The sequence below is a fragment of the Aliidongia sp. genome, assembly GCF_035943795.1.
Taxonomy (GTDB): domain Bacteria; phylum Pseudomonadota; class Alphaproteobacteria; order ATCC43930; family CGMCC-115725; genus Aliidongia.
Genome location: NZ_DASZBY010000105.1, coordinates 32,380 through 53,759, shown reverse-complemented (window position 1 = coordinate 53,759; position 21,380 = coordinate 32,380). Strand labels below are relative to the sequence as shown.

Sequence of the window (21,380 nt, the reverse complement as noted above, 5' to 3'; positions counted from 1 at the left end):
CGACCTTAGCGGAAAATCGCCACGACGATGCCCAGCACGATGACCAGGGCCGGGATCCAGATCCAGGGATTGAGGCCGCCGCTCGGTTTGTTGCCGGTCGATACCGGGGTGGCTCCGCCGGCCGTGCCGAGCGTGGCGGATGCCGGCGGCACGGTCGCGGCGGCGGGGATCGCCGCCGGCTCCGGCTCGGGCGCCGCGGTCATCGCCATCGGGGCCGCATGCGGATCGACGGCGGAACTATAGGCCGCCTCGATCGCCGGTTCGGCGGCGATGGTCGCAGCGGATTCGGGTACGGGTTCCGGCGTGGGCTCGGCGGCGACCAGGGCATCGGGGGTGGCCGCGATCGGAACCGGCGGCGACAACTCGCCCTCGGCGACCAGGGCGGCGAAGCGGGTGAAGAATTCCTCGGCCATCTTGCGCGCGGTGCCGTCGATCAGGCGCGAGCCGATCTGGGCCAGCTTGCCGCCGACCTGGGCATCGACCGCATAGGTGAGGAGCGTGCCGGCGCCGTCGTCGACCAGACCGACCTTGGCGCCGCCCTTGGCGAACCCGGCGACGCCGCCCGATCCCTCGCCGGTGATGGTGTAGCCGTTGGGCGGATCCATGTCGCTCAAGGTGACCTTGCCGCCGAAGCTCGCCTTGACCGGCCCGACCTTCGCCGTGACCTTGGCGGTGAAGGACGTGTCGGACGTCTTCTCGATCTCGTCGCAGCCGGGGATCGCCTGGCGCAGGATCTCGGCGTCGTTCAGCGCCGCCCAGACCTTCGCGCGGGGCGCCGCGATGCGGTATTCGCCGGTCATGTCCATGATTTGCAATCCTTAATCTCGGGCCCGACTGTCGGTCGAAGGTAGGCGGCCGGGCGAGGCTCCGCAAGTACCGGTCGCGGCTTGAGCGCTTCGCGGCCGTGCCGGTCCGCCGCGGCCGATCATTCCTCGCGGGACAGGGCACTCTCATGCCAGCGGCGCAGCAGCAGGTGCGACAGGCCGGCGAGGAGCGCGTAGATCGCGATGCCGGCGGCGGAAATGAGCGTCAGCGCCGCGAACATGCGCGGGATGTCGAGCCGGTAGCCGGATTCGAGGATGCGGTAGGCGAGGCCGGATTCGCGCCCGCCGGCGCCGGCCACGAACTCCGCCACGACCGCGCCGATGAGCGCGAGGCCGCCCGAGATCCGGAGGCCGCCCAGGAAATACGGCAGTGCCGCCGGCAGGCGCAGATGGCGCAGCGTCTGCCAGCGCGAGGCGCCATAGAGCCGGAACAACTCGCCCAGGTTCCGGTCGGCGCTGTTCAGGCCCAGGGTCGTGTTCGACAGGATCGGGAAGAACGCGACGATCCAGGCGCAGATCAGCAGGGCCGCCGTCGTGTTGTCGACCCAGATGATGATGAGCGGAGCCACGGCCACGACCGGCGTGACTTGCAGGATGATCGCGTAGGGCAGCAGGCTGCGCTCGACCCGCGGCGAGGCGGCGAACAGCAAGGCCAGCGCGCCGCCGCCGACGACCGCGGCGAGCAGCGACAGGGCGGCGATCTTGACCGTGAACCACAGGGCCGGACCGAGGATCGCCCAGTCGCGCACCAGGGCGAGCGCGATCCGGCTCGGCGCCGGCACGATGTAGGGCGGGATTTCCAGGATGCGGATCGCTGCTTCCCAGGCACCCAGCGCCGCGAGGCCGACCACCGCCGGCAGCAGCCAGCCGGCAAACCGCGCGCTCATGCCGCCATCGCCCGGCCGAGGGCGGCCGAGACCTCGGCGCAGGCGGTGCCATAGGCGGCACCGTGGCGAAAGGCGGCGTCGCGCGGATAGGGTGCGGTCACGGCCAGGTCGGCGACGATGCGGCCCGGCCGTGCCGCCATGATCGCGACCCGGTTGGACAGGTAGACCGATTCGTAGACGCTGTGGGTCACGAACAGCACGGCGAGGCCGCGCTCGGCCCAGAGCGCCAGCAGGTCGTCGTTGAGCTTGAGCCGCGTGATCTCGTCGAGCGCGGCGAATGGCTCGTCCATCAGCAGCAGGCGCGGTCGCATGACCAGCGCGCGGGCGATCGAGACGCGCATGCGCATGCCGCCCGACAGTTCGCGCGGAAAGGCGCGCTCGACCCCGTCGAGGCCGACCAGCGCCAGCGCGTCCCGGGCCCGGCGCTCCACCTCGGCGCGTCCGGTGCCGCCCAGTTTCAGCGGCAGGGTGACGTTCGCCAGCACGCGCGCCCAGGGCATCAGGGTCGGTTCCTGAAACACGAAGCCGATGTCACCGGGCCGCGGCCGGTCGCCGCCGTCCCATTGGATGCGGCCTTCGCTGGGCGCGGCGAGGCCGGCGACCAGGCGCAACGCCGTGCTCTTGCCGCAGCCGGATGGGCCGACCAGGCTCAGGAACTCGCCGGGCTGGACCGCGAGATCGAGCCCGGCCAGCGCCGCCGTGCCGCTGGCGAAGCGCTTGCCGACGCCCCCGAGCGTGACGAGCGGCGCTATTGCGCCAGCCCCAGCTTGTGGTTCACGAACGCCAGCGTATAGCCCTTCCGGTATGGCAGGTCCTTGGGATAGATCCCGGCCTCGGCGGTGAAGGCGAAGAATTCCTGCCAGCGCGCATCCGTCATCGCGCCCACCCCCAGGGTCTGGGCATCGCCCGACTGCACGATGCCATACTGCTTCATGCCGGCGATGGCGTGGGCGATGATCGCGTCGGTCATCTCCGGATTGTCGCGCTTGATGAGCGCGTTCGCGGCAGACGCATCTTCGTTCAGGTAACTGATCCAGCCGAGCAGGGTCGCATCCACCATGCGCTGGACCAGGTCCGGCTTCTTCTCGATCGTCACCTGGGTTGCCGCGATCATCGCGCCGTAGCTGCGATAGCCTTGGTCGGCCAGCAGGATGGTCAGCGGCTTCTCGTCGGTCGCCAGCTCGATCGCATAGGGCTCGCTCGTCAGATAGCCTTGCATGATCGCGTTCTTGTCGGCCAGGAACGGTGCGAGGTTGAAGGTATAGGGGCGGATCTGCTCGTCAGCGAAGCCGTAGCGCACGCGTAGGAACTGCCAGAAATTTTCCCGGCTCGCCGCCGAGATCAGGATCGGCTTGCCCTTCATCTTGCCGAGTGTGTCCAGGCCGGAGCCCGCATGGGCGATCAGCACCTGCGGGTCCTTCTGGAAGGCGGCGGCGACGGCCACGATCGGCACGCCGTTCTTGACGAAGTTCAGCGGCTCGAAGCTGTTCGACTGCACCGCGAAATCATAGCGGCCGGCGGCCAGCAACTGGGCCTGGTTGAGGTTCGGGCCGCCCTGCCGGATCTCCACGTCCAGGCGGTATTTCTTATAGATCCCGCGGGCCAGGGCCTGGTAGATGCCGCCATGCTCAGCTTCGGCACGCCAGTCGGTGCCGATCACCACCTTATCGTCGGCCCTGGCCGTTCCGGGAAGCGCGGCGACCAGGCCTGCAAGGAGGGGTAACAGCAGGGCACGACGAAGGATGCGAGACATCATGGGAGAGTCACTTTGGGTTGTGGCGCGGGGTGCCGGCAGCGGGAACCCGATCGGTCGGACGTGCCGCTAGGCTATAGCATCCGCTTCGGGGATCAAGGCGAACGCGCGATGCGGCAGTTTCTGCGGCAAATGCTTGGCCTTCATGGCATCACGCCCCTGGCGAGACGGTCCGGGCGGCCGAATTGTCTGTCCATTTCGCATCGGAAGCGATGACAAAATCATTACACGAATGGCGTGCATTCATGTATATGGTGTGCCACTTCAAAAACGGCCGCGACTGCTAGTCGCGACGCCGGTTCGGGCCTGGGCCCGAAGCAGCGTCGGGCGAGGGCGTCAGGACGGGTTTGGAGGGTTCTGAGGCAGGGGCGGAACCGGATGATCGATCCAAGGGCGGCGGCACAGGCGCGTGGCGGAACCGGCATGGAAATCGTGCCGACGCGGCTGGCGCTGCAGGTCGAGGACTACTGGCGTGCGTGCTGCAACCGTGCCGGACATGCGGGGATTCCGCGCCGGCGCGACGTCGATCCGGTGGCGCTTGGCCGATTGCTGCCCCAAGTTTTCCTGTTGGATATTGTCGGTCCCTCGGCACGCCTGCGCTGGCGCCTGGTCGGCACCGGTATTGCCGCGCGTGAAGGCAGCGATCCGACCGGCCGCTGGGTTGAGGACAGCCTCGTGCCGGAACAGGCCCGGATCATGGAGCATTTTGCCCAGGAGACCGTCCGGGAGCGGCGTCCGAGCTGCCATGCCGGCCGCTGGCGCGATGCCCAGAACAACTCGCACCCGCTTGCCCGTCTGCTGGTTCCGCTGAGCGAGGACGGGGCCGTGGTCTCCACGCTGTTGGGCCTGATCGACTATGCGCCGGGCGAAATCGTCCCCCTGCGCGGTGCCGCCTGATCGTCAAAACGGAGCATTGTCATGAATTTCGTCGGCGGCCGATATTGCGGCCGTCTGCGGAGGACGCCCGATCGTCGCAGCCATCACCGGCTGATATTCTAAAATCAGCACGACATCGCCAACAGGGCGCCCGCAAAGGATGCGCCGGCGGGCTGGCAGGCGTTCTGACGAACGAACCCCCTCCCGGCATCGAGAGAGGGTTCGGCCGCGTCGCTCGTGGGCTCAGACGATCGTCAGGCGCACCGGCACGTTGTTGCGGGTGGCGTTCGAATACGGGCACACCTGATGGGCCTTTTCGACCAGCGCCTCGGCCTCGGCCTTGGCCAAGCCCGGCAGCGAGATTTCCAGACCGACGTCGATGCCGAAACCGCCTTCCGAACGCGGCCCGATGCCGACCGTTGCGGTAACGGTCGTATCCGCAGGCACCTTCGGGCCGCCCTGCGATGCGACGAACTTCATGGCGCCCAGGAAACAGGCGGAATAGCCGGCCGCGAACAGCTGTTCGGGATTGTTGCCCGGGCCGCCGGCGCCGCCCAGTTCCTTCGGCGTCGCGAGCTTGACGGACAAGGCGCCGTCGGCGGTCTTCGCTTCGCCGTCACGGCCGCCGGTCGCCGTCGCCTGGGTCGTATAAAGAACGTTCACGGACATTTTGCTCTCCTCGGAACGGGCGGCGGGAACACCGTCGCGATCAATCTTACGTACAATTAGATAGTGCACAATTTAAATTGACGCAAGAGTGGGCCTTGAAGATTTTTCGATGCTCAGGGGGCGGCGTCCAAGACGGCGCGCAGCCGGGCCAGTTCGTCCTTGAGGCCGACCGCACTCGGGACGTCGAGGCCGGTGGCACACAGCAGCGCCGGCGGGACCGCAGCAGCCTTGTCGCGTAGTGCGCGGCCCGCGTCGGTCAATGTGATCCTCACCTGCCGCTCGTCCGACGGGTCGCGCATCCGGCGTACCCGCCCGGCCGTCTCCAGCCGTTTCAGCAGCGGGGTCAGCGTGCCGGAATCGAGGAACAGCCGTTCGCCCAACTCCTTCACCGTCAAGTCGTCGCCCTCCCACAGCACCAGCATGACCAGGTATTGCGGATAGGTGAGATCGAGCGGTTCGAGCAGCGATTTGTAGGTCTTGTTGAATGCGTGCGCCGCTGCATAGACCGCGAAGCACAGCTGGTTGCTGAGCATCAGGGCGCTGGTCGCAGGCGGGGCATCGGGAGTTTCGGTCGACATTTCCATAACGTGATGCCGCAAGCGATCGGCCGCAAGCCGATTGCGCACAAATCGCTTGGCCGTGATCTGCCATCTCCCATCAAACGCGCGCTTATAAGCAGAAACTTAATCCGTAAGGGGTTCTCCTTGCCCGCTCAAGCAAAAGGCGGGTGGATCATGGCGAGCATACTGGGTCGGATTGGGGTGAATTATCAGATCGGCCTCGTCGGCTTCGTCGGCGTTCTGGGCCTCGTCATCACCGGCCTGACCTACCACTCCGGCACGCTCGAAGCCGCTGCGGCCGGCCGGGCGGTGGAACGTTCCAACCTCAGCCTCCTGACGCTGGCGGAGGTGGAGATCGACCTGCTCCAGGCACGCCGCTCGGAAAAGGACTTCCTGCTGCGGCACAAGGAAGAATTCGTCGCGAAGCATGCCGCCGCGCTCGAGCGATTTTCAGGGGCGGAGTCCGCCCTGCAGAACCTGATCGGCGACGAGTCTCGCGCCCAGCTCGACAAGATCAACGATCTGGTCAAACAGTACCGCGGCCAGTTCGAGGTCGTGGCGAATGATCGCCGGCAGATCGGTCTCGACGAAAATGGTGGCCTGCAGGGGCGACTTCGCGGGTCGGTCCACGACATCGAGGCTTTGCTCGCGACCGACAAGGATGACGGGCTCGACGCCGCAATGCTGATGATGCGGCGCCATGAAAAAGATTTTTTCGCCCGCGTCGACCGGCATTACCTGGATGTGATGAAAGAGGCCGCGGCCCGGTTCGCCGGGCGATTGGCGGCGAGCGCGGTTCCTGGGGATCAAAGAACCGTCATCGCGGAAAAGCTCGCTGCCTATCAGCGGGATTTCGCGGCGGCGGCGGATGCCACCCTCGCGGAAGCCGATGCGGTTGTCGGACTGTCGAAACTCTATGCCGACGCCGAACCGGTTCTCGAAGACTTCGATCGCCAGATCAAGCAGCGGAGCGTCGAGGAAAAGGCGCGCGCGACTGAAGTCATCGCCCGGACGACCCGGATCCTGGGCTGGGGAATTCCGCTGATGATCGGCGCGGGCGGCGTGCTCGCCTGGCTGATCGGTCGCGGCATTTCGAGACCGCTCGGCACGATCGCGCGGTTGATCGAGCGGCTCGCCCAAGGGGACTTGGCGATCCTGGTCACCGGCACGGAGCGCCGGGACGAGGTGGGAATGCTGGCGCGCTCGCTCGAGGTCTTCAAGGAAAATGCGATCGAGACGGTGCGCCTGCGGGGAGAGCAGGATTTGCAGGAGCGGCGGGCCGAGGCCGACAAAAAGATCCTGATGACCAGACTGGCCGATGATTTCCAGCGCGGTGTCCAATCGTCGCTGGACGCGCTCACGTCGGCCGCGACCGAGATGCGCGCGACTTCGCAGAGCATGTCGGCGACGGCGGAGGAGACGAGCTCGCAGGCCGTTACCGTGGCTGCGGCCGCGGAACAGGCCTCGGCCAATGTGAACATGATCGCGACCGCCACCGAGGAGCTGTTCTCCTCGGTGTCCGAAATCGGCAGGCAGGTCGATCAATCGACCAAAATCGCCCGGCAGGCCGCGGTGGAAGCGAGCCGAACCGATGCTACCGTCCAAGGGCTCTCGGCGGCCGCGCAGAAAATCGGCGATGTCGTGAAATTGATCGGCGCGATTGCAAGCCAGACCAATCTGCTGGCACTGAACGCGACCATCGAGGCCGCGCGTGCCGGCGAGGCCGGCAAGGGCTTTGCCGTCGTCGCGTCCGAGGTGAAGTCGCTGGCCAGCCAGACCGCGAGTGCGACCGAGGAGATCTCGACGCAAGTCGCGGCAATGCAGGGGGCGACCAACGAAGCGGTCGGCACGATCCAGGGCATCGGCGGGACGATCGCCTCGATGAGCGAGATCGCGACGGCAATCGCGTCCGCGGTCGAGGAACAGGGCGTGGCGACGCAGGAGATCGCCCGAAACGTTCAGCAGGCTGCGGTCGGCACGGACCAGGTGACGAGCAACGTGGCCGGCGTCAGCGAGGCGGCAACGGAAACCGGCAAGGCGGCCAATCGGGTCCATGCGTCGGCCGACGAGCTCGGCCGGCAGACCGCTGCGCTTCGCCAGAACGTCGATGAGTTCCTGGCCCATCTCCGGACGGCCTGAGGTCGCTAGCCGGACCGCAGATATTTCACGGCCGCATCGCGCTCGAACAGGTAGAGCAGGGTGCGCAGCGACTGGCCGCGCGGGGTCGCCAGGTCCGGGTCGCGGGCCAGCACCAGGCGGGATTCGTCATGGGCGATCGACAGCAGTTCCTGGTCATGGGCGAGGTCCGCCAGGCGAAACTCGGGCATGCCGCTCTGACGCGTGCCCAGCACTTCGCCGGCGCCGCGCAGGCGCAGGTCGGCCTCGGCGATCAGGAATCCGTCCTCGGTCTCGCGCATGATCTTCAGGCGTTCGGTGCCGGCCTCGCCCAGCGGCGGGGCATAGAGCAGCAGGCAGGTCGACGCTCCGGTCCCGCGCCCGATCCGGCCGCGCAGCTGGTGCAATTGGGCGAGGCCGAAGCGTTCGGCATGCTCGATCACCATCACCGTGGCGCTCGGCACGTCGACGCCGACCTCGATCACCGTGGTCGCGATCAGCACGTCGACGGCGCCTTTGGCGAAGTCCTCCATCACCCGGTCGCGCTCGGCCGGCTTCATGCGCCCGTGCAGCAATCCGACCCGCGCGCCGAACCGCCGGGCCAGCTGGGCGTGGCGTTCCTCGGCGGCGGCCAGGTCGATCGTCTCGTTCTCCTCGATCAGCGGACACACCCAATAGACCTTGGCGCCCCGGTCGAGCGCGCGGGCGACCGCATCGGCGACCTCGTCCAGCCGGTCGATCGGCAGCAGGACTGTCTTGATCGGCTGGCGCCCGGCCGGCTTCTCGGTCAGGCGCGAGGCGTCGAGATCGCCATAGCTGGTCAGCTGCAGCGAGCGCGGAATCGGAGTCGCGGTCATCACCAGAACGTCGACGCCGCGCCCCTTCGAGGCGAGCTGAACCCGCTGCTCGACGCCGAACTTGTGCTGCTCGTCGATGACGGCCACGGCCAGGTCGGCGAAGCGCACATCCTGCTGGAACAGGGCATGGGTCCCGATCGCGAGCTGGATCGTGCCATCGCCCAGGCCGGCCAGGACCTTGTCGCGCGGCTTGCCCTTGTCGCGGCCGGTCAGCAGGGCGATGCGGATGCCGGCGGGGGCGGCCAGCTTTTCCAGGGTGGCGAAATGCTGGCGCGCCAGGATCTCGGTCGGCGCCATCAACGCACCCTGCGCCCCGATCTCGATCGCATTGGCCAGCGCCAGCAGCGCCACCACGGTCTTGCCGCTGCCGACGTCGCCCTGCAACAGCCGCAGCATCCGCTCCGGCGCCGCCATGTCCGCGTCGATCTCGTCCAGCGCGCGGCGTTGCGAGCCGGTCAGCTCGAACGGCAGGCCGGCCAGGATCTGCCGGCGTAACCGGCCGTCGCCGGCGATGGTGCGGCCCGGCTGGCGCTTGCTGTGGGCGCGCACCAGGGCCAGCGCCAGCTGGTCGGCCAGCAATTCGTCATAGGCCAGCCGCTGGCGCGCCGGCACTTCGGGCGCCAGGTCTTCGGGCGCGGCGGGATTGTGCAGCGTCTCCAGCGCGTCGAGCCACAGTGGCCATTGTCGGCGCGCGATGAAGGCCGGATCCTGCCATTCGGGCAGGACCGGTGCGCGGGCGACGGCGCCCTGCACGGCGCGGCGCATGATCTTCAGCGACAGGCCGGCGGTCAGCGGATAGATCGGCTCGACCGCCAGATCGATCTCGCCCTCGGCGGCGATATGGTCGGGATGGCTCATCTGCAGCTGGTCGCCATAGGCCTCGACCTTGCCGCTGATCACCCGGACCTGGCCCAGCGGCAGGATCTTCTCGATATAGTCGCCACGGGCACGGAAGAAGGTGAGGGTGATCTGGCCGGTCTCGTCCGAACAGCGCACCCGATAGGGATGGCGCGAACTGCCGGGCACCAGATGCTGGTCGACCTGGACGGTCAAGGTCGCGATCTGGCCGGGCAGTGCGTCCCTGAGCTTGGGCGAGAATCGGCGATCGATGACGCCGACCGGCTTCGACCACAGCAGGTCGACCAGGCGCGGACCCGCCGCTCGCTCGACCAGGGTGGCGAAGCGCTGGCCGATCCCTTTGAGCGAGGTGACCGGGGCGAACAGCGGGAACAGGATTTCCGGGCGCAAGGGGCTTGGCTACCGATCGATCAGGAGCATCGGATGAGGTCTATTCCATAGCGCGGCGCATGCTTGTCGTTCGAGACGAAAGTCAGGCTTTCCGACTGGCTTTGTGCGATCAGCAAGTGATCGAACGGATCACGATGCTCCACAAAGATCGGCAGACGTTTGTGAGCGACGAGATGGGCCGGCTTCAGATCGAGCAACGTCAGGCCGGAGGCGGCGACGGCCGACGTAACGGCCTCGACGTCGGCCTCCAGCTTGCCGATCCTGTTTTTGACCGTGATTTCCCACAAGGACGCGATGCTGACGAACACGTCGTTCTCCAGGTCCGAGATCGCCGCCGCGGTCTTCGGTCCCAATCGGGCATCGGCGCTGAGGAACCAGAGGAGGGCGTGGGTGTCGAGTAGAAATCTCATTGGCTGCTCTCTTCACCCTCCATCGCGTCGATGAGATCGTCAGGCGTCTCGTCGAAGTCGTCGCTCATGCGAATCCGACCTTGGAGCAAGCCGATGGGCCGACGTCCGGCATGAGGTGGTGGGCCGATCCGGGCCAACACCTTCCCACGTGACGTGACGGTGAATTCGGCGCCGAGGCTCGCCTGACGCAGGACGTCCGACAAGTTTTCGCGAAGCTCTCGGAAATTGACCGACTTGTTGATCGACATGGCAACCTCTTGCGTACGCAATTTGCGTACATATTATGCCATCACCAGCGACGCGATAGCCAAATGCATTCTCCCTGTGTGGCAATTTCCCGCCCGCGAAACCATATCGCCATTCCTGTCCGGTTTCGGATGGACTATCTGATACCCAGTCGCTGCGAACCCGGCATGCCGTCGGTCCATGCTATCTGATGAAGCAGTTCTCGTGACGCGGAGAGTTTCATGTCCCTGACCGATGACGAGCGCCGCAAGCGGCTGCTGTTCCGCAGCTGGCATCGCGGCACCAAGGAGGCGGACCTGTTGCTGGGCTCGTTTGCCGAGGCGAATCTGCCTGGCTTCTCGGCCGCCGACATCGCCTGCTACGAGGAGTTGCTGGACCAGGAAGATGCCGACCTGTGGGATTGGATGACCGGCCATACCGAACCGCCGGCGGAGCTCGATACCGAGGTCATGCGCCGGCTGCGCGGCTTCCGCTACACTGCCCGCTCGGCCTGATTCGAGGTCATCGCTCCCGTGCTGCCGCTTCATCAATTGCTGGCGAAACCCGGTAAGATCCAGATCCACGGTGCGCCCGAGGGCCATGATGCCCAGACTCTGGGCCAGCTGGTCGCGGGTGGCTTTCTCAAGACCGTGCTCCACGTCTGCCGCGACGACGGCCGCGTCGACCGGCTGAAGTCGGCGCTCGCCTTCTTCGTGCCCGAGGTCGAGGTCCTGGTATTTCCGGCCTGGGACTGCCTGCCTTATGATCGGGTCTCGCCCAATCCGGAGATCGTCAGCCGGCGCATCGATACGCTGACCCGGCTGGCCGACGATGGCGGCGCCAAGCCGCGCGTCGTACTCACCACCATGAACGCGCTGATGCAGCGCATTCCGCCGCGCAAGATCTTTCGTGAGCGCGTGCTGACCTTGAAGCTCGGCGGCCGGATCGCGACCGACCGGCTGTTGTCGTTCCTCGGCGCCAACGGCTACGTCCGGACCGACACGGTGCGCGAGGCCGGCGAATTCGCCGTGCGCGGCGGCATCGTCGACGTCTTTCCGTCCGGCACGACCGAGCCGCTGCGGCTCGATTTCTTCGGCGACCAGATCGATGGCGTCAGGCGGTTTGACGCCATGACCCAGCGCACGACCGCGAAGCTCGACGGTGTCAGCCTGAAACCGGTCAGCGAGGTGCTGCTCGACGAACAGGCGATCAGCCGGTTCCGCTCGCGCTACCGCGACCAGTTCGGCGGCGCCGGCATGGACGATCCGCTCTATGTCGCCGTCTCGGATGGCCGCCGCCATGTCGGCATGGAGCATTGGCTGCCGTTCTATTACGAGAGCCTGGAGACGCTGTTCGACTATCTGCCCGGCGCCGGGATCAGCTACGACTATCAGGCCGACGACGTGCGTCGGACCCGGCTCGAGACCGTCGCCGAATTCTACGGGGCGCGGCAGAGCTTCACCGGCGCCAAGCGCACCGATGCCGCGACGGTCTATAAGCCGATCAAGCCGGATCAGCTGTTTATCAACGAGGCGGAATGGGCCGAGATTCTGCGCGGCCGCGCAGTTGCCCAGGTGACGCCGTTCGCCCCGCCGCCGGAGGCGGCGGCCGGCAGCTACGACGCGGGCGCCCGGCCGGGTCTCAGCTTTGCCGAGGCACGCGCCAATCCCAAGATCAACGTGTTCGAGGTCGTGCGCGACCGGATCGCGGAACTGCAGGCCGGCGGCCGCAAGGTCGCGATCGCCGCCTTCACCGCCGGTGCCGCCGACCGCCTCAAAGGCGTGCTGACCGAACGCGGCATTCGCGACGTCGAGCGCGTCGCCCACTGGGGCGATCTCCAGCAACTGTCGCCGAAGCGGGTCGGCCTGGTCGTGCTGCCGCTGGAGCATGGCTACGAGATCGGCAAGCTGACCCTCATCAGCGAGCAGGACATCCTGGGCGACCGGCTGGTGCGCCCGCCGCGCCGCCGTTCCAACGTCGAGAAATTCATCGCCGAGGTGTCGGCCCTGTCGGTCGGCGATTTCGTCGTCCATGGCGATCATGGCATCGGCCGCTACGACGGGCTGGTGACGCTCGACGTCGGCGGGGCCGCCCATGATTGCCTGAAGGTGATCTACCAGGGCGACGACAAGCTGTTCGTGCCGGTCGAGAACATCGAGATCCTGTCGCGCTACGGGTCGGAGGATTCCGAGGCGCAGCTCGACAAGCTGGGCGGCGTCGCCTGGCAGTCGCGCAAGGCGCGGGTCAAGCAGCGCATCAAGGATATCGCCGACCAGCTGATCAAGGTCGCGGCCGATCGCGAGGTGCGCGAGGGCGAGACGCTGCAGACGCCGGAAGGGCTGTACGAGGAATTCGCGGCGCGCTTCCCCTATCCCGAGACCGAGGACCAGCTGAACGCCATCTCCGAGACGCTGGGCGACATGGCGTCCGGCCGCCCGATGGACCGGCTGATCTGCGGCGATGTCGGATTCGGCAAGACCGAGGTAGCGCTCAGGGCGGCCTTCGTCGCCGCGATGACCGGCGTGCAGGTCGCGGTCGTGGTGCCGACGACCCTGCTGGCGCGCCAGCACTTCAAGAATTTCCAGTCGCGCTTCGCGGGCCTGCCGCTGCGGGTCGAACAGATGTCGCGCCTTGTGCCGGCAAAGCTGATGACGGAGATCAAGAAGGATCTGGCGGACGGCAAGGTCGATGTCGTGGTGGGGACCCACGCATTGCTGGCCAAGGGTGTCGAGTTCAGGCATCTGGGCCTGCTGATCGTCGACGAGGAACAGCATTTCGGCGTGTCGCAGAAGGAGCGGCTGAAGCGGCTCAAATCCAACGTCCACGTGCTGACCCTGACCGCGACGCCGATCCCGCGCACCCTGCAGATGGCGCTGTCGGGCGTGCGCGAGATGAGCCTGATCGCGACGCCGCCGGTCGATCGCCTGGCCGTGCGCACCTTCGTCATGCCCTATGATCCGGTCGTGGTGCGCGAGGCGATCCTGCGCGAGCGCAATCGCGGCGGACAATGCTTCTACATCGTGCCGCGGCTGGCCGACCTGGACGGGGTCAAGGAGGCGCTGACCCAGCTCGTGCCCGAGATCAAGGTCGCCATCGCCCATGGCCGGCTGTCGGCGACCGAGCTCGAAGACGTCATGACCGCGTTCGACGACGGCAAGTACGACATGCTGCTGGCGACCAACATCGTCGAATCCGGCCTCGACATCCCGGCCGCCAACACGATGATCCTGCACCGTTCGCACATGTTCGGGCTTTCCCAGCTCTATCAGCTGCGCGGCCGGGTCGGGCGCGGCAAGACGCGCGCCTATTGCTATCTGACCGTGCCGCCCGACCGGGCGCTGACCGAGACCGCGATGAAGCGGCTCGAAGTCATGCAGACCTTGGACACGCTCGGCGCCGGCTTCCAGCTGGCGAGCCACGATCTCGACATCCGCGGCGCCGGCAACCTGCTGGGCGACGAGCAGTCCGGCCATATCCGCGAGGTCGGCATCGAGCTGTACCAGCATCTGCTGGAGGAGGCGGTCGCCGATGCCCGCGCGCGGGCCGAGGGCGAGGCGCTCGCGGCCGAGGATTGGACGCCGACCATCACGCTCGGCACCTCGGTGCTGATCCCGGAGGGTTATGTCGCCGATCTCTCGGTCCGGCTCGGCCTCTATCGCCGTCTGTCGGGCCTGGTCGACCGGCGCGAGATCGACGGTTTCGCCGCCGAGCTGATCGACCGGTTCGGTCCGCTGCCGGCCGAGGTCGAGAACCTGCTCGAGATCATCGCGATCAAGCGCCTGTGCAAGGAAGCCGGGGTCGAGAAGGTCGATGCCGGACCGAAGGGCGCCACCATCGCCTTCCGTGCCAACACCTTCGCCAATCCGGCCAAGCTGATCGAGCTGATCCAGAAGGAAGCCGGCACCATGAAGGTGCGGCCGGACCAAAAGCTGGTCTGGATGCGCAACCTGGAAGACGCGCCGGTGCGCGTGACGGCGGTGAAGAAGCTGCTGACCAGGCTCGCGGGCTTCGTCGCCGAGGCGAAACCGGGCGGGCCAACCAAGCTGCCGCCGCCGACGCCGATCCTGGTCAAGAAGTCGGCACACGGCCGGCGCTGACGGGACGGTCGCCGTGCCCTCAGCATTCGCCCGCTCCCTGCTGCTGCTGGTCCTGCTGTCGATAGGGCTGCGGGCCGGAGCGTCCGAGACGGGCCTGCAGAGCGCGGTGGTCTTCACCGACGATTTCCCGCTGGCGAGCCGCGCGGAACTGGTGCGACGCACGCTCAGCCCGTTGAACGCGGTTCGGGCGCAACAGCAGGCCCCTGCCGGTCAAGCGATCGATCTCGCCCACGAGAAATTCACGCTCTACGTTCCCGCCGACGCGCCGCCGCACGGCTATGCGCTGATGGTTTATGTCTCGCCCTGGCCCGGTTCCGCCGTGCCGGACCGCTGGGCGCCCGTTCTGGACCAGCACGGCATGATCTTCGTCAGTGCCGCCAATGCCGGTAACGATGCGAACGTGCTCGACCGTCGCGCGCCCCTGGCGCTGCTGGCCGCGCACAATGTCATGGCGCGCTATCCGGTCGACCCCCAGCAGGTCTTCGTCGGCGGCTTTTCCGGTGGATCGCGGGTGGCGCTTCGGCTGGCCTTGGCCTATCCGGACCTGTTCCAGGGCGCGTTGCTCGATGCCGGTAGCGACCCGATCGGCGAAGCGCTGCCGCCGCCACCGATCGACCTGTTCCGCCGGTTCCAGGAGCGGGCGCGGCTGGTCTACCTGACCGGCGAGCGCGACGATTTCCATATCGCCGAGGATCGGCGCAGCCGTACCTCGATGCAGGATTGGTGCATCTTCGCCATCGATGCGGTGACGATGCCCTGGACGGCGCACGACCAGGCGGACCCGGCCTCGCTCAACGGTGCGTTGGACGTGCTGGTCCAGCCGGCGCGGCTCGACGCGCAACGGCTTGCCGATTGCCGGGCGCATCTCGACGCCGAGCTGGCTGCTCGCTTTCAACAGGTCGAAAACCTGATGGCGAGCCACAAGGCCGACGAGGCCTGGCCCTTGCTGAGCCGGCTCGATGCCCAGTACGGGGGCCTCGCCGCAATGCGCACGATCGAGCTCGTGCGGAAATTGGGTGCCGGTCGCTGATCAGGGCAATTCCGTCGGTACCGGTTGCGCCCACCGGTCGAGCGCGCGGGCCAGCAGATCGAAATCCAGCGGTTTCGGCACGAAATCATTCATGCCGGCCGCCATGCAGGCGGCGATGTCCTCGGCGAAGGCGTTGGCCGTCAGCGCGATGATTGGCACCCGATCGGCGGGGGCCGTGAAGGCCCGGATCGCGCGGGCCGCATCGAGCCCGTTCATCACCGGCATCTGCAGGTCCATCAGGATCGCATCATAGCGCTTGGCGGCGGCCGCCTCGACCGCCTGCTGGCCGTCATCGACGATGACGCAGGCGTGCCCCATGCTTTCCAGCAGGGATTGCACCAGCAACTGGTTCATCGGCACATCTTCGGCGACGAGGATCGTGAGCGGACGCGAACGGCGCTCGTCCGCTCCATGGCCCGACGGCATCGCACGCGGCAAAGCGATCGGCGGCGCCGGGGGCAAGGGCAGTTCGAACCAGAAAGTGGCGCCCTCGCCGAGCCGGCTCGACACGCCGATTTCACCGCCCATCAAACGCACGAGGCTGGCCGAGATCGCCAGCCCCAGGCCGGTGCCGCCATGGCTGCGGCTGGTGCCCGGGTCCAACTGCTCGAACCGCTGGAACAGCTTCGCCTGGCTTTCAGGCGCGATGCCGATGCCGCTGTCCTGCACTTCGAACCGCACGCGGTCACCACCGGCCGGTCGGACCCGAACCGCGATCCCGCCCGCCGGCGTGAACTTGATCGCGTTGGTGATCAGATTGAGCAGCACCTGGCGCGCCCGGTTGGGATCGCCGCGCACGAAGGTTTCGAGCCCGTCCGCGAACTGGCAATCGATCGTCAGGCGCTTTTCCGCCGCCGCGGTCGTCATGATCGCGACCGCGCCTTCGACCAGGCTGCGCAGTTCGATCGAGGTGTCCTCGAACACCATCTTGCCGGCTTCGATCTTGGAGAAATCCAGGATGTCGTTGATCAGCGCATAGAGATGCTTGCCGGCGTCGTTCAACAGCTCGACATAGCGCCGGTGGGTGGCGTCGAGCGGCGCGGTCCGCAGCAGTCGCGCGAAACCCAGCAGCCCGTTGAGCGGCGTGCGCAACTCGTGGCTCATGCTCGCCAGGAAATCCGATTTCGCCCGGCTGGCGGCATCGGCACGGCGCGTTTCGGCGCTCAGCGCGCGGCGACTCGCCAACTCCTGAAGCCAGCCGAACAGCAGCAGCACCATGATGGCGCTGACGCCGGCCGAGGCATAGAGCAGGTTGCTGCGGAACTGCGCACTTTCGGCCACGATGTCGTCGAGTGCCACCCCTGCGGTCACCACGATCGGAAAGTCCGACAGGGTGCGGTAGGCGTAGAGCCTCTGCTTGCCATCGACGATGCTCGCCTGCCAATAGCTGCCGGACGGCGCCTTGGCGATCTCCTGCCATAGCTGCGAACCGCTCGACGTCTGCCCGATGATGTTGGTGCCCTGGGGAACGCGCGCACGGATGATGTGATCTTCCGTGCCGGTCATCACGACCGCGCCGCCCGGACCCAGCGCCGACTGATCGTACAACTGTTCGAGCAGCGAGACCTCGAACGAGACCGCGATGGCCCCCAGCAGGCGGCCGTCGGTGGCGCGGACGCTGCGGGCGAAGGGGAGGACCAGGTGACCATCGCTGCGGGCCACCGGCGTGCCGATGACCAGATGCTCGCCCGCTTTGGGATCGATCACCTGCTGGAAATACGGGTAGTCGACCAGGGTCATCGGGCGGGTCTCGGCCTTGTCCACGAGAATGCCGGTGCCACTCGGATCTACGATGACGATATCGCCGTGGAACGCCTCGTAGAGGCGCTGCTGGGTCGCGAGCGCCGCCGTCCGTTCGAGGCCGTTCTCCCGGTCGTAGGCGGCGATGAAGCGCATGACGTCGTCGATCAGGCTGAGATTGCCCGAAACGAAGCGGCCATAGGCCGTCACGATTTCGTCGGCCTTGGCGGCAGCATCGCGCAGGGCGCGGTCGCGGATCGCGCCGACCTGGACGAAATAGGCGGTCCAGACGCCGGCCAGCAGCACAAGGGCCAACATCCAGGCGTAGATGGGTTGATGCAGCCGCCGGATATGGCGCATCAGCGATCGATCGCGCCGGCGACAGCGGTCTCCTGGCGCGCCAGGTCGAACAGCGGCAGGAAGAATTCCGGCTCCTGGGCGCCGGACAGGGCATATCGGCCGTCGATGACGACGCACGGCACACCGGTGATGCCAAGTCGGCGGGCGCCGACATCTTCGGCCAGCACGGCCGCGCGGTCCTCGTCGGAAGCGAGGAAGCGATCCGCTTCGGCCCGATCGAGCCCGGCCTCGGCCGCGACATCGGCCAGCACGCCCCGGAGGCCGACGTCGCGCGCCTGCTCGAAATAGGCTCGATAGAGCCGATCGGTCATGTCGACCTCGAGACCCGCCCGGCGCGCCAGGCGTTTCAGCCGATGGGCATTCAGGCTGTTGGGCGTGCGTGCGATCCGGTCGAAATCGAACTGGATCCCTTCGGCCGCACCGGCCTCGCCGATAGCCTGATAGATCCGGCTGGCGTGGAAGGTGCCGCCGAACTTCGCGGCCAGATAGGCTTGGCGCGGCACGCCGTCGGGCGGCATGTCGGGATTGAGCTGGAACGCGCGCCAGAGCAGCCGCGGCGGCGGCCCGCCGCCACGCTTCAGAGCCCGTTCGAGCCGCCGCTGGCCGATGTAGCACCAGGGGCAGACCAGATCGGAAACGATCTCGATGATCATGCCGGTCGCCGTTTCAGCTTTCATGCAGCAGACAGCCTAGACCATCTGGGGCCCGAGGAAAAAGGCCCAGGCGTCATGGCGCTGCCGAAACGCCGGTCAACGGTCCTTCCAGAACCGGGGTGTCTTGGTGAATTGGCGCCAGACCAGGGCGAAGCGCTTGCGGGCGGTCTCCGCTTCTGCGGCGCTCCAGCCCGCGACCAGGCCGGCCGTGCGCGCGCCATGCTTGTCGTCCTGGGCCGCGAGCTTCGCGACCAGGCTGCGGGCCACGACCGCGTCGTTGAGCGTGCCGAGGATGTCCTGGATGTCGCGCAGCGCCGCGATGTAGCGGCGCGAAGCCTTGCCCGGGAACAGCGGGCGGAAGAATTCCGTGATGTAGCGCAGTCGCTTGGCATCGATGCGCAGGCCGTGCAACTCGCCGGCCGCAGCACCGGACAGATGGCTGCCTGCGGCCAGGAAGCGCTTGTGGCCCTTGCCCAAATGCGCCAGCGCGGAGCGGCCGAGCGGTTCTGCCAGCAGGCCCGCGGCCTCGGCTTCGGGCGGTTCGGGCCAGATGCCGGCGTCGAACCACGCGGCCAGACGCAGGGACAGGCCCATGAAATCGCTCGCCAGGACTGCGGCCCGCGCGTCGGCCGCCGCCCGCTCGCGCAGGACCGCAGCGGTGAAGCCCAGGCTCTTCAGGCGGGGCTCCTCGCCCAGCGCCGCCACCAGCGGTGTCAGCGTGTCCGCCACGAACACGTCCCATTCGCGGGCATGGCCCAGCGCCGTCGCCAAAGCCGCCAGGTCCTGTGACAGCGCGCGGCGGGCCGCATCGGGCAGGGCCTTGCGGAACACCGACAGCACCGAGCGCAGGCGCCGCAGGGCGACACGCGCGCGATGGATCTGGTCTTCCGTCATGGCGGCGTCGAGGCTGGCGATCTCGACGCGCAGATCCGAGACCGCGGTCTTGCCGATCGCCAGCACGCCCTGCTCGACGGTCATGCCGGCGTCCAGCACCGGCACGGCACCGGCTTCGACCGGCCACCAATCCTCGCCCGAGACCAGGCGATAGGCTTGCTGAACGGCGTCGTGCGTCGCGAGCTGGAACGGCAGGCCGTGGTGGAGCTTGGCGGCAAATTCGTAGAGCCCTTGCGCCGGGCCGGCCTGGAGCATCAGTTCGAGCTGACAGGGCGCCAGGCGCCCCGCGGTAGCCTCGATCGCGGTACGTTCCAGCACCAGGCTCATCCTGGTTTCGCCCCAGTGGATCTGCCAGACCGTGCGATGCAGGTCGAGCGCCAGGACCGGGACGAGATCGCCCGGCAACAGGCGCGTGACCTGGCCGACATCGATGCCCGGGAGAAAGGCCAGCCGTGCCGGGTCGAGCCGGTCGCCTTCCAGCGGTACCGCGACGGGGGCCAGGATCCGTCCGCCGGTCGGTGCCGTTCCGATCGGACGCAGCAGCTGATGCTTGCGCCGCCCGGTCGTTTCGATGGCGAAGCCGATGCCCTGACGACCGATGGTCAGGCCCGGTGTGTCCCAGAATACCTGGCGCATCCGGCGGACGACCGGCCGCTTCTGTGCGTGGGCGGTGACCAGCGCCGTCTTCGCCACCCGATCGGCTGCCGCGGCATCGAGATCCAGCAGCAGACGAAGCGGCGGTGGCGCCGCCGAAGTCGGCGGAGGGGCCTCGACCTCTTCCGATGCGACGGCGGTTTCCTCGATCGTCATGGGCGCGCCGGATAGGGGTTTTTCATGAAACTGTCATATTTCCGAATGGCTTCCGTCGATGATCGACGCAAGCCGACGATCTATGCCAGTTCCATAGGGAACTGGCCTCATGAAAACGATTTCACCAGCTTTCCGCCGTGGACGACGGCCGCGCACGGGTTGCCGCCTATCCAATAGGCAAGCTCGCCAGGGCTTTCGATGTCCCACAGCGCCAGGTCCGCGCGCCGGCCGGGCGCCAGTATGCCGCGGTCGGCCAAGCCCAGCGCGCGGGCCGCCTCGCGGGTGACACCGGCCAGCGCTTCCTCCGGTGTCAGGCGGAACAAGGTGCAGGCCATGGACAGCATCAGCAGCAGCGACAGGACGGGGGCGGAGCCGGGGTTGCAGTTGGACGCGATCGCCATGGACACGCCGGCCCGGCGCAGGGCCGCGATCGGCGGTCGGCGGGTCTCGGCCAGGAAATAATTGGCGCCGGGCAACAGTACGGCAACCGTTCCAGCCGCAGCCATGGCGGCGATGCCGTCCTGGCCGAGACATTCCAGATGATCGGCCGACAGCGCTCCGAACCGGGCGGCGAGCGCGGCACCCCCCAGGTCGGACAATTGCTCGGCATGGAGCTTGACCCGCAGGCCGAGCGTCGTCGCGGTCGCGAAGATCCGCTCCATTTCGGCGGGACCGAAGGCGATGTTCTCGCAGAAACCGTCGACGGCGTCGGCGAGACCGGACCGGGCGATCGCCGGCAGCATCTCGTCGCAGATCAGGTCCACATAGTCGGCCTGCCGGCCCTTGAATTCCGGCGGCACCGCATGGGCGCCGAGGAAGCTGGTGCGGACTTGGACGGGCAGGTGCTCCGCCAGCCGGCGAGCGGCGCGCAGCATCTTGAGTTCGCTCGCCAGATCCAGGCCATATCCGGATTTCACCTCGACCGTGGTGACGCCTTCGGCCAGGAACGGCTTCAGCCGGCGCGTGGCGCCCGCCACCAGGTCGTCCTCGCTGGCGGCCCGCGTCGCGGCCACGGTCGAGACGATACCGCCGCCGGCGCGCGCCAGTTCCTCGTAGCTGGCGCCTTCCAGCCGCAGTTCGAATTCCCGCGAGCGCTCGCCGCCGAACAGGATGTGGGTGTGGCAATCGATCAGGCCGGGCGTCATCCAGCGGCGGCCGCCCTCGATCACCTGGGTCGCGAGCCGTGCCGGCGCGCCGGGCAGGTCCGTGCGCGGGCCGACCCAGGCGATCCTGCCGTCCAGGACCGCGAGCGCGCCGTCGCGGATCGCGCCATAGGGCGCGCCTGGTTGCAGGGTCGCGAGGTCGATGTCGATCCACAAGCTGTCCCAGATTGCCGTCACCCTCGTCTCCGGAATAGGCTCCACCGGCGCAT

Annotated in this window: 18 protein-coding genes; 5 read left to right on the top strand and 13 right to left on the bottom strand. The window is 67.6% G+C overall.

Features of this window, described 5'->3' with window-relative positions; genetic code table 11:
- Nucleotides 1-5: 5 nt before the first annotated feature.
- The 4 genes from VGV37_RS20595 to VGV37_RS20580 form a co-directional block, all read right to left on the bottom strand.
- Nucleotides 6-806 (bottom strand): SRPBCC family protein, encoded by an 801-nt coding sequence (locus VGV37_RS20595; protein ID WP_326881631.1) that lies wholly within the window; start codon nucleotides 804-806, stop codon nucleotides 6-8.
- Nucleotides 807-925: 119 nt separating this feature from the next.
- Nucleotides 926-1,711, bottom strand: coding sequence for an ABC transporter permease (locus VGV37_RS20590; RefSeq protein WP_326881630.1), 786 nt, complete (start codon nucleotides 1,709-1,711; stop codon nucleotides 926-928).
- Nucleotides 1,708-2,403, bottom strand: a complete 696-nt coding sequence (locus VGV37_RS20585) for an ABC transporter ATP-binding protein (RefSeq protein ID WP_326881729.1) — start codon at nucleotides 2,401-2,403, stop codon at nucleotides 1,708-1,710. Before VGV37_RS20585 ends, VGV37_RS20590 begins: the two co-directional genes overlap by 4 nt.
- A 56-nt stretch (nucleotides 2,404-2,459) precedes the next feature.
- Nucleotides 2,460-3,467 carry an ABC transporter substrate-binding protein gene (locus VGV37_RS20580; protein ID WP_326881629.1) on the bottom strand — a complete coding sequence of 336 codons (1,008 nt, stop codon included), beginning with the start codon at nucleotides 3,465-3,467 and terminating at the stop codon, nucleotides 2,460-2,462.
- Between the two features lie 420 nt (nucleotides 3,468-3,887).
- Between VGV37_RS20580 and VGV37_RS20575 the strand changes: the two genes are divergently transcribed.
- Complete coding sequence (locus VGV37_RS20575) at nucleotides 3,888-4,361, top strand: PAS domain-containing protein (protein WP_326881628.1); 474 nt, start codon at nucleotides 3,888-3,890, stop codon at nucleotides 4,359-4,361.
- Between the two features lie 222 nt (nucleotides 4,362-4,583).
- Here the strand turns inward: VGV37_RS20575 and VGV37_RS20570 are convergent, their stop codons facing one another.
- Nucleotides 4,584-5,009 (bottom strand): organic hydroperoxide resistance protein, encoded by a 426-nt coding sequence (locus VGV37_RS20570; RefSeq protein WP_326881627.1) that lies wholly within the window; start codon nucleotides 5,007-5,009, stop codon nucleotides 4,584-4,586.
- Nucleotides 5,010-5,122: 113 nt separating this feature from the next.
- On the bottom strand, nucleotides 5,123-5,542 hold the full coding sequence (locus tag VGV37_RS20565; RefSeq protein ID WP_326881626.1) for a MarR family transcriptional regulator: 420 nt from the start codon (nucleotides 5,540-5,542) through the stop codon (nucleotides 5,123-5,125).
- On the opposite strand from VGV37_RS20565, the gene VGV37_RS20560 reads away from it, so the two are divergent.
- On the top strand, nucleotides 5,498-7,708 hold the full coding sequence (locus VGV37_RS20560; RefSeq protein WP_326881625.1) for a methyl-accepting chemotaxis protein: 2,211 nt from the start codon (nucleotides 5,498-5,500) through the stop codon (nucleotides 7,706-7,708). The genes VGV37_RS20565 and VGV37_RS20560 overlap by 45 nt on opposite strands.
- A gap of 5 nt (nucleotides 7,709-7,713) precedes the next feature.
- On the opposite strand, the gene recG is transcribed toward VGV37_RS20560, so the two are convergent.
- The 3 genes from recG to VGV37_RS20545 are packed head-to-tail and all read right to left on the bottom strand — an operon-like array spanning nucleotide 7,714 to nucleotide 10,447.
- A complete protein-coding gene (recG, locus tag VGV37_RS20555; RefSeq protein ID WP_326881624.1) occupies nucleotides 7,714-9,789 on the bottom strand; it encodes an ATP-dependent DNA helicase RecG in 2,076 nt (691 codons plus the stop codon).
- 20 nt (nucleotides 9,790-9,809) lie between these two features.
- The gene (locus VGV37_RS20550) at nucleotides 9,810-10,199 is read right to left on the bottom strand and encodes a type II toxin-antitoxin system VapC family toxin (protein ID WP_326881623.1); all 390 of its coding nucleotides are present in this window, start codon (nucleotides 10,197-10,199) and stop codon (nucleotides 9,810-9,812) included.
- On the bottom strand, nucleotides 10,196-10,447 hold the full coding sequence (locus VGV37_RS20545; RefSeq protein WP_326881622.1) for a prevent-host-death protein: 252 nt from the start codon (nucleotides 10,445-10,447) through the stop codon (nucleotides 10,196-10,198). Before VGV37_RS20545 ends, VGV37_RS20550 begins: the two co-directional genes overlap by 4 nt.
- A gap of 219 nt (nucleotides 10,448-10,666) precedes the next feature.
- Here VGV37_RS20545 and VGV37_RS20540 point away from each other — a divergent pair, with 219 nt between their 5' ends.
- From VGV37_RS20540 to VGV37_RS20530, 3 genes are read left to right on the top strand one after another with little or no spacing between them, the layout of a single operon-like run.
- Nucleotides 10,667-10,939, top strand: coding sequence for a succinate dehydrogenase assembly factor 2 (locus tag VGV37_RS20540; protein ID WP_326881621.1), 273 nt, complete (start codon nucleotides 10,667-10,669; stop codon nucleotides 10,937-10,939).
- Nucleotides 10,940-10,957: 18 nt separating this feature from the next.
- Nucleotides 10,958-14,521, top strand: a complete 3,564-nt coding sequence (gene mfd / locus VGV37_RS20535) for a transcription-repair coupling factor (RefSeq protein WP_326881620.1) — start codon at nucleotides 10,958-10,960, stop codon at nucleotides 14,519-14,521.
- Nucleotides 14,522-14,534: 13 nt separating this feature from the next.
- Complete coding sequence (locus VGV37_RS20530; protein WP_326881619.1) at nucleotides 14,535-15,551, top strand: hypothetical protein; 1,017 nt, start codon at nucleotides 14,535-14,537, stop codon at nucleotides 15,549-15,551.
- On the opposite strand, the gene VGV37_RS20525 is transcribed toward VGV37_RS20530, so the two are convergent.
- The 4 genes from VGV37_RS20525 to hutI all read right to left on the bottom strand — a co-directional run bounded on the left by VGV37_RS20525 (nucleotide 15,552) and on the right by hutI (nucleotide 21,348).
- Nucleotides 15,552-17,651 carry a hybrid sensor histidine kinase/response regulator gene (locus tag VGV37_RS20525; RefSeq protein WP_326881618.1) on the bottom strand — a complete coding sequence of 700 codons (2,100 nt, stop codon included), beginning with the start codon at nucleotides 17,649-17,651 and terminating at the stop codon, nucleotides 15,552-15,554.
- A complete protein-coding gene (locus VGV37_RS20520; RefSeq protein ID WP_326881617.1) occupies nucleotides 17,651-18,328 on the bottom strand; it encodes a DsbA family oxidoreductase in 678 nt (225 codons plus the stop codon). The genes VGV37_RS20525 and VGV37_RS20520 overlap by 1 nt, the downstream gene beginning before the upstream one ends.
- A gap of 72 nt (nucleotides 18,329-18,400) precedes the next feature.
- Nucleotides 18,401-20,008 (bottom strand): CHAD domain-containing protein, encoded by a 1,608-nt coding sequence (locus tag VGV37_RS20515; RefSeq protein WP_326881616.1) that lies wholly within the window; start codon nucleotides 20,006-20,008, stop codon nucleotides 18,401-18,403.
- A gap of 107 nt (nucleotides 20,009-20,115) precedes the next feature.
- On the bottom strand, nucleotides 20,116-21,348 hold the full coding sequence (gene hutI, locus VGV37_RS20510; RefSeq protein WP_326881615.1) for an imidazolonepropionase: 1,233 nt from the start codon (nucleotides 21,346-21,348) through the stop codon (nucleotides 20,116-20,118).
- Between the last annotated feature and the right edge of the window lie 32 nt (nucleotides 21,349-21,380).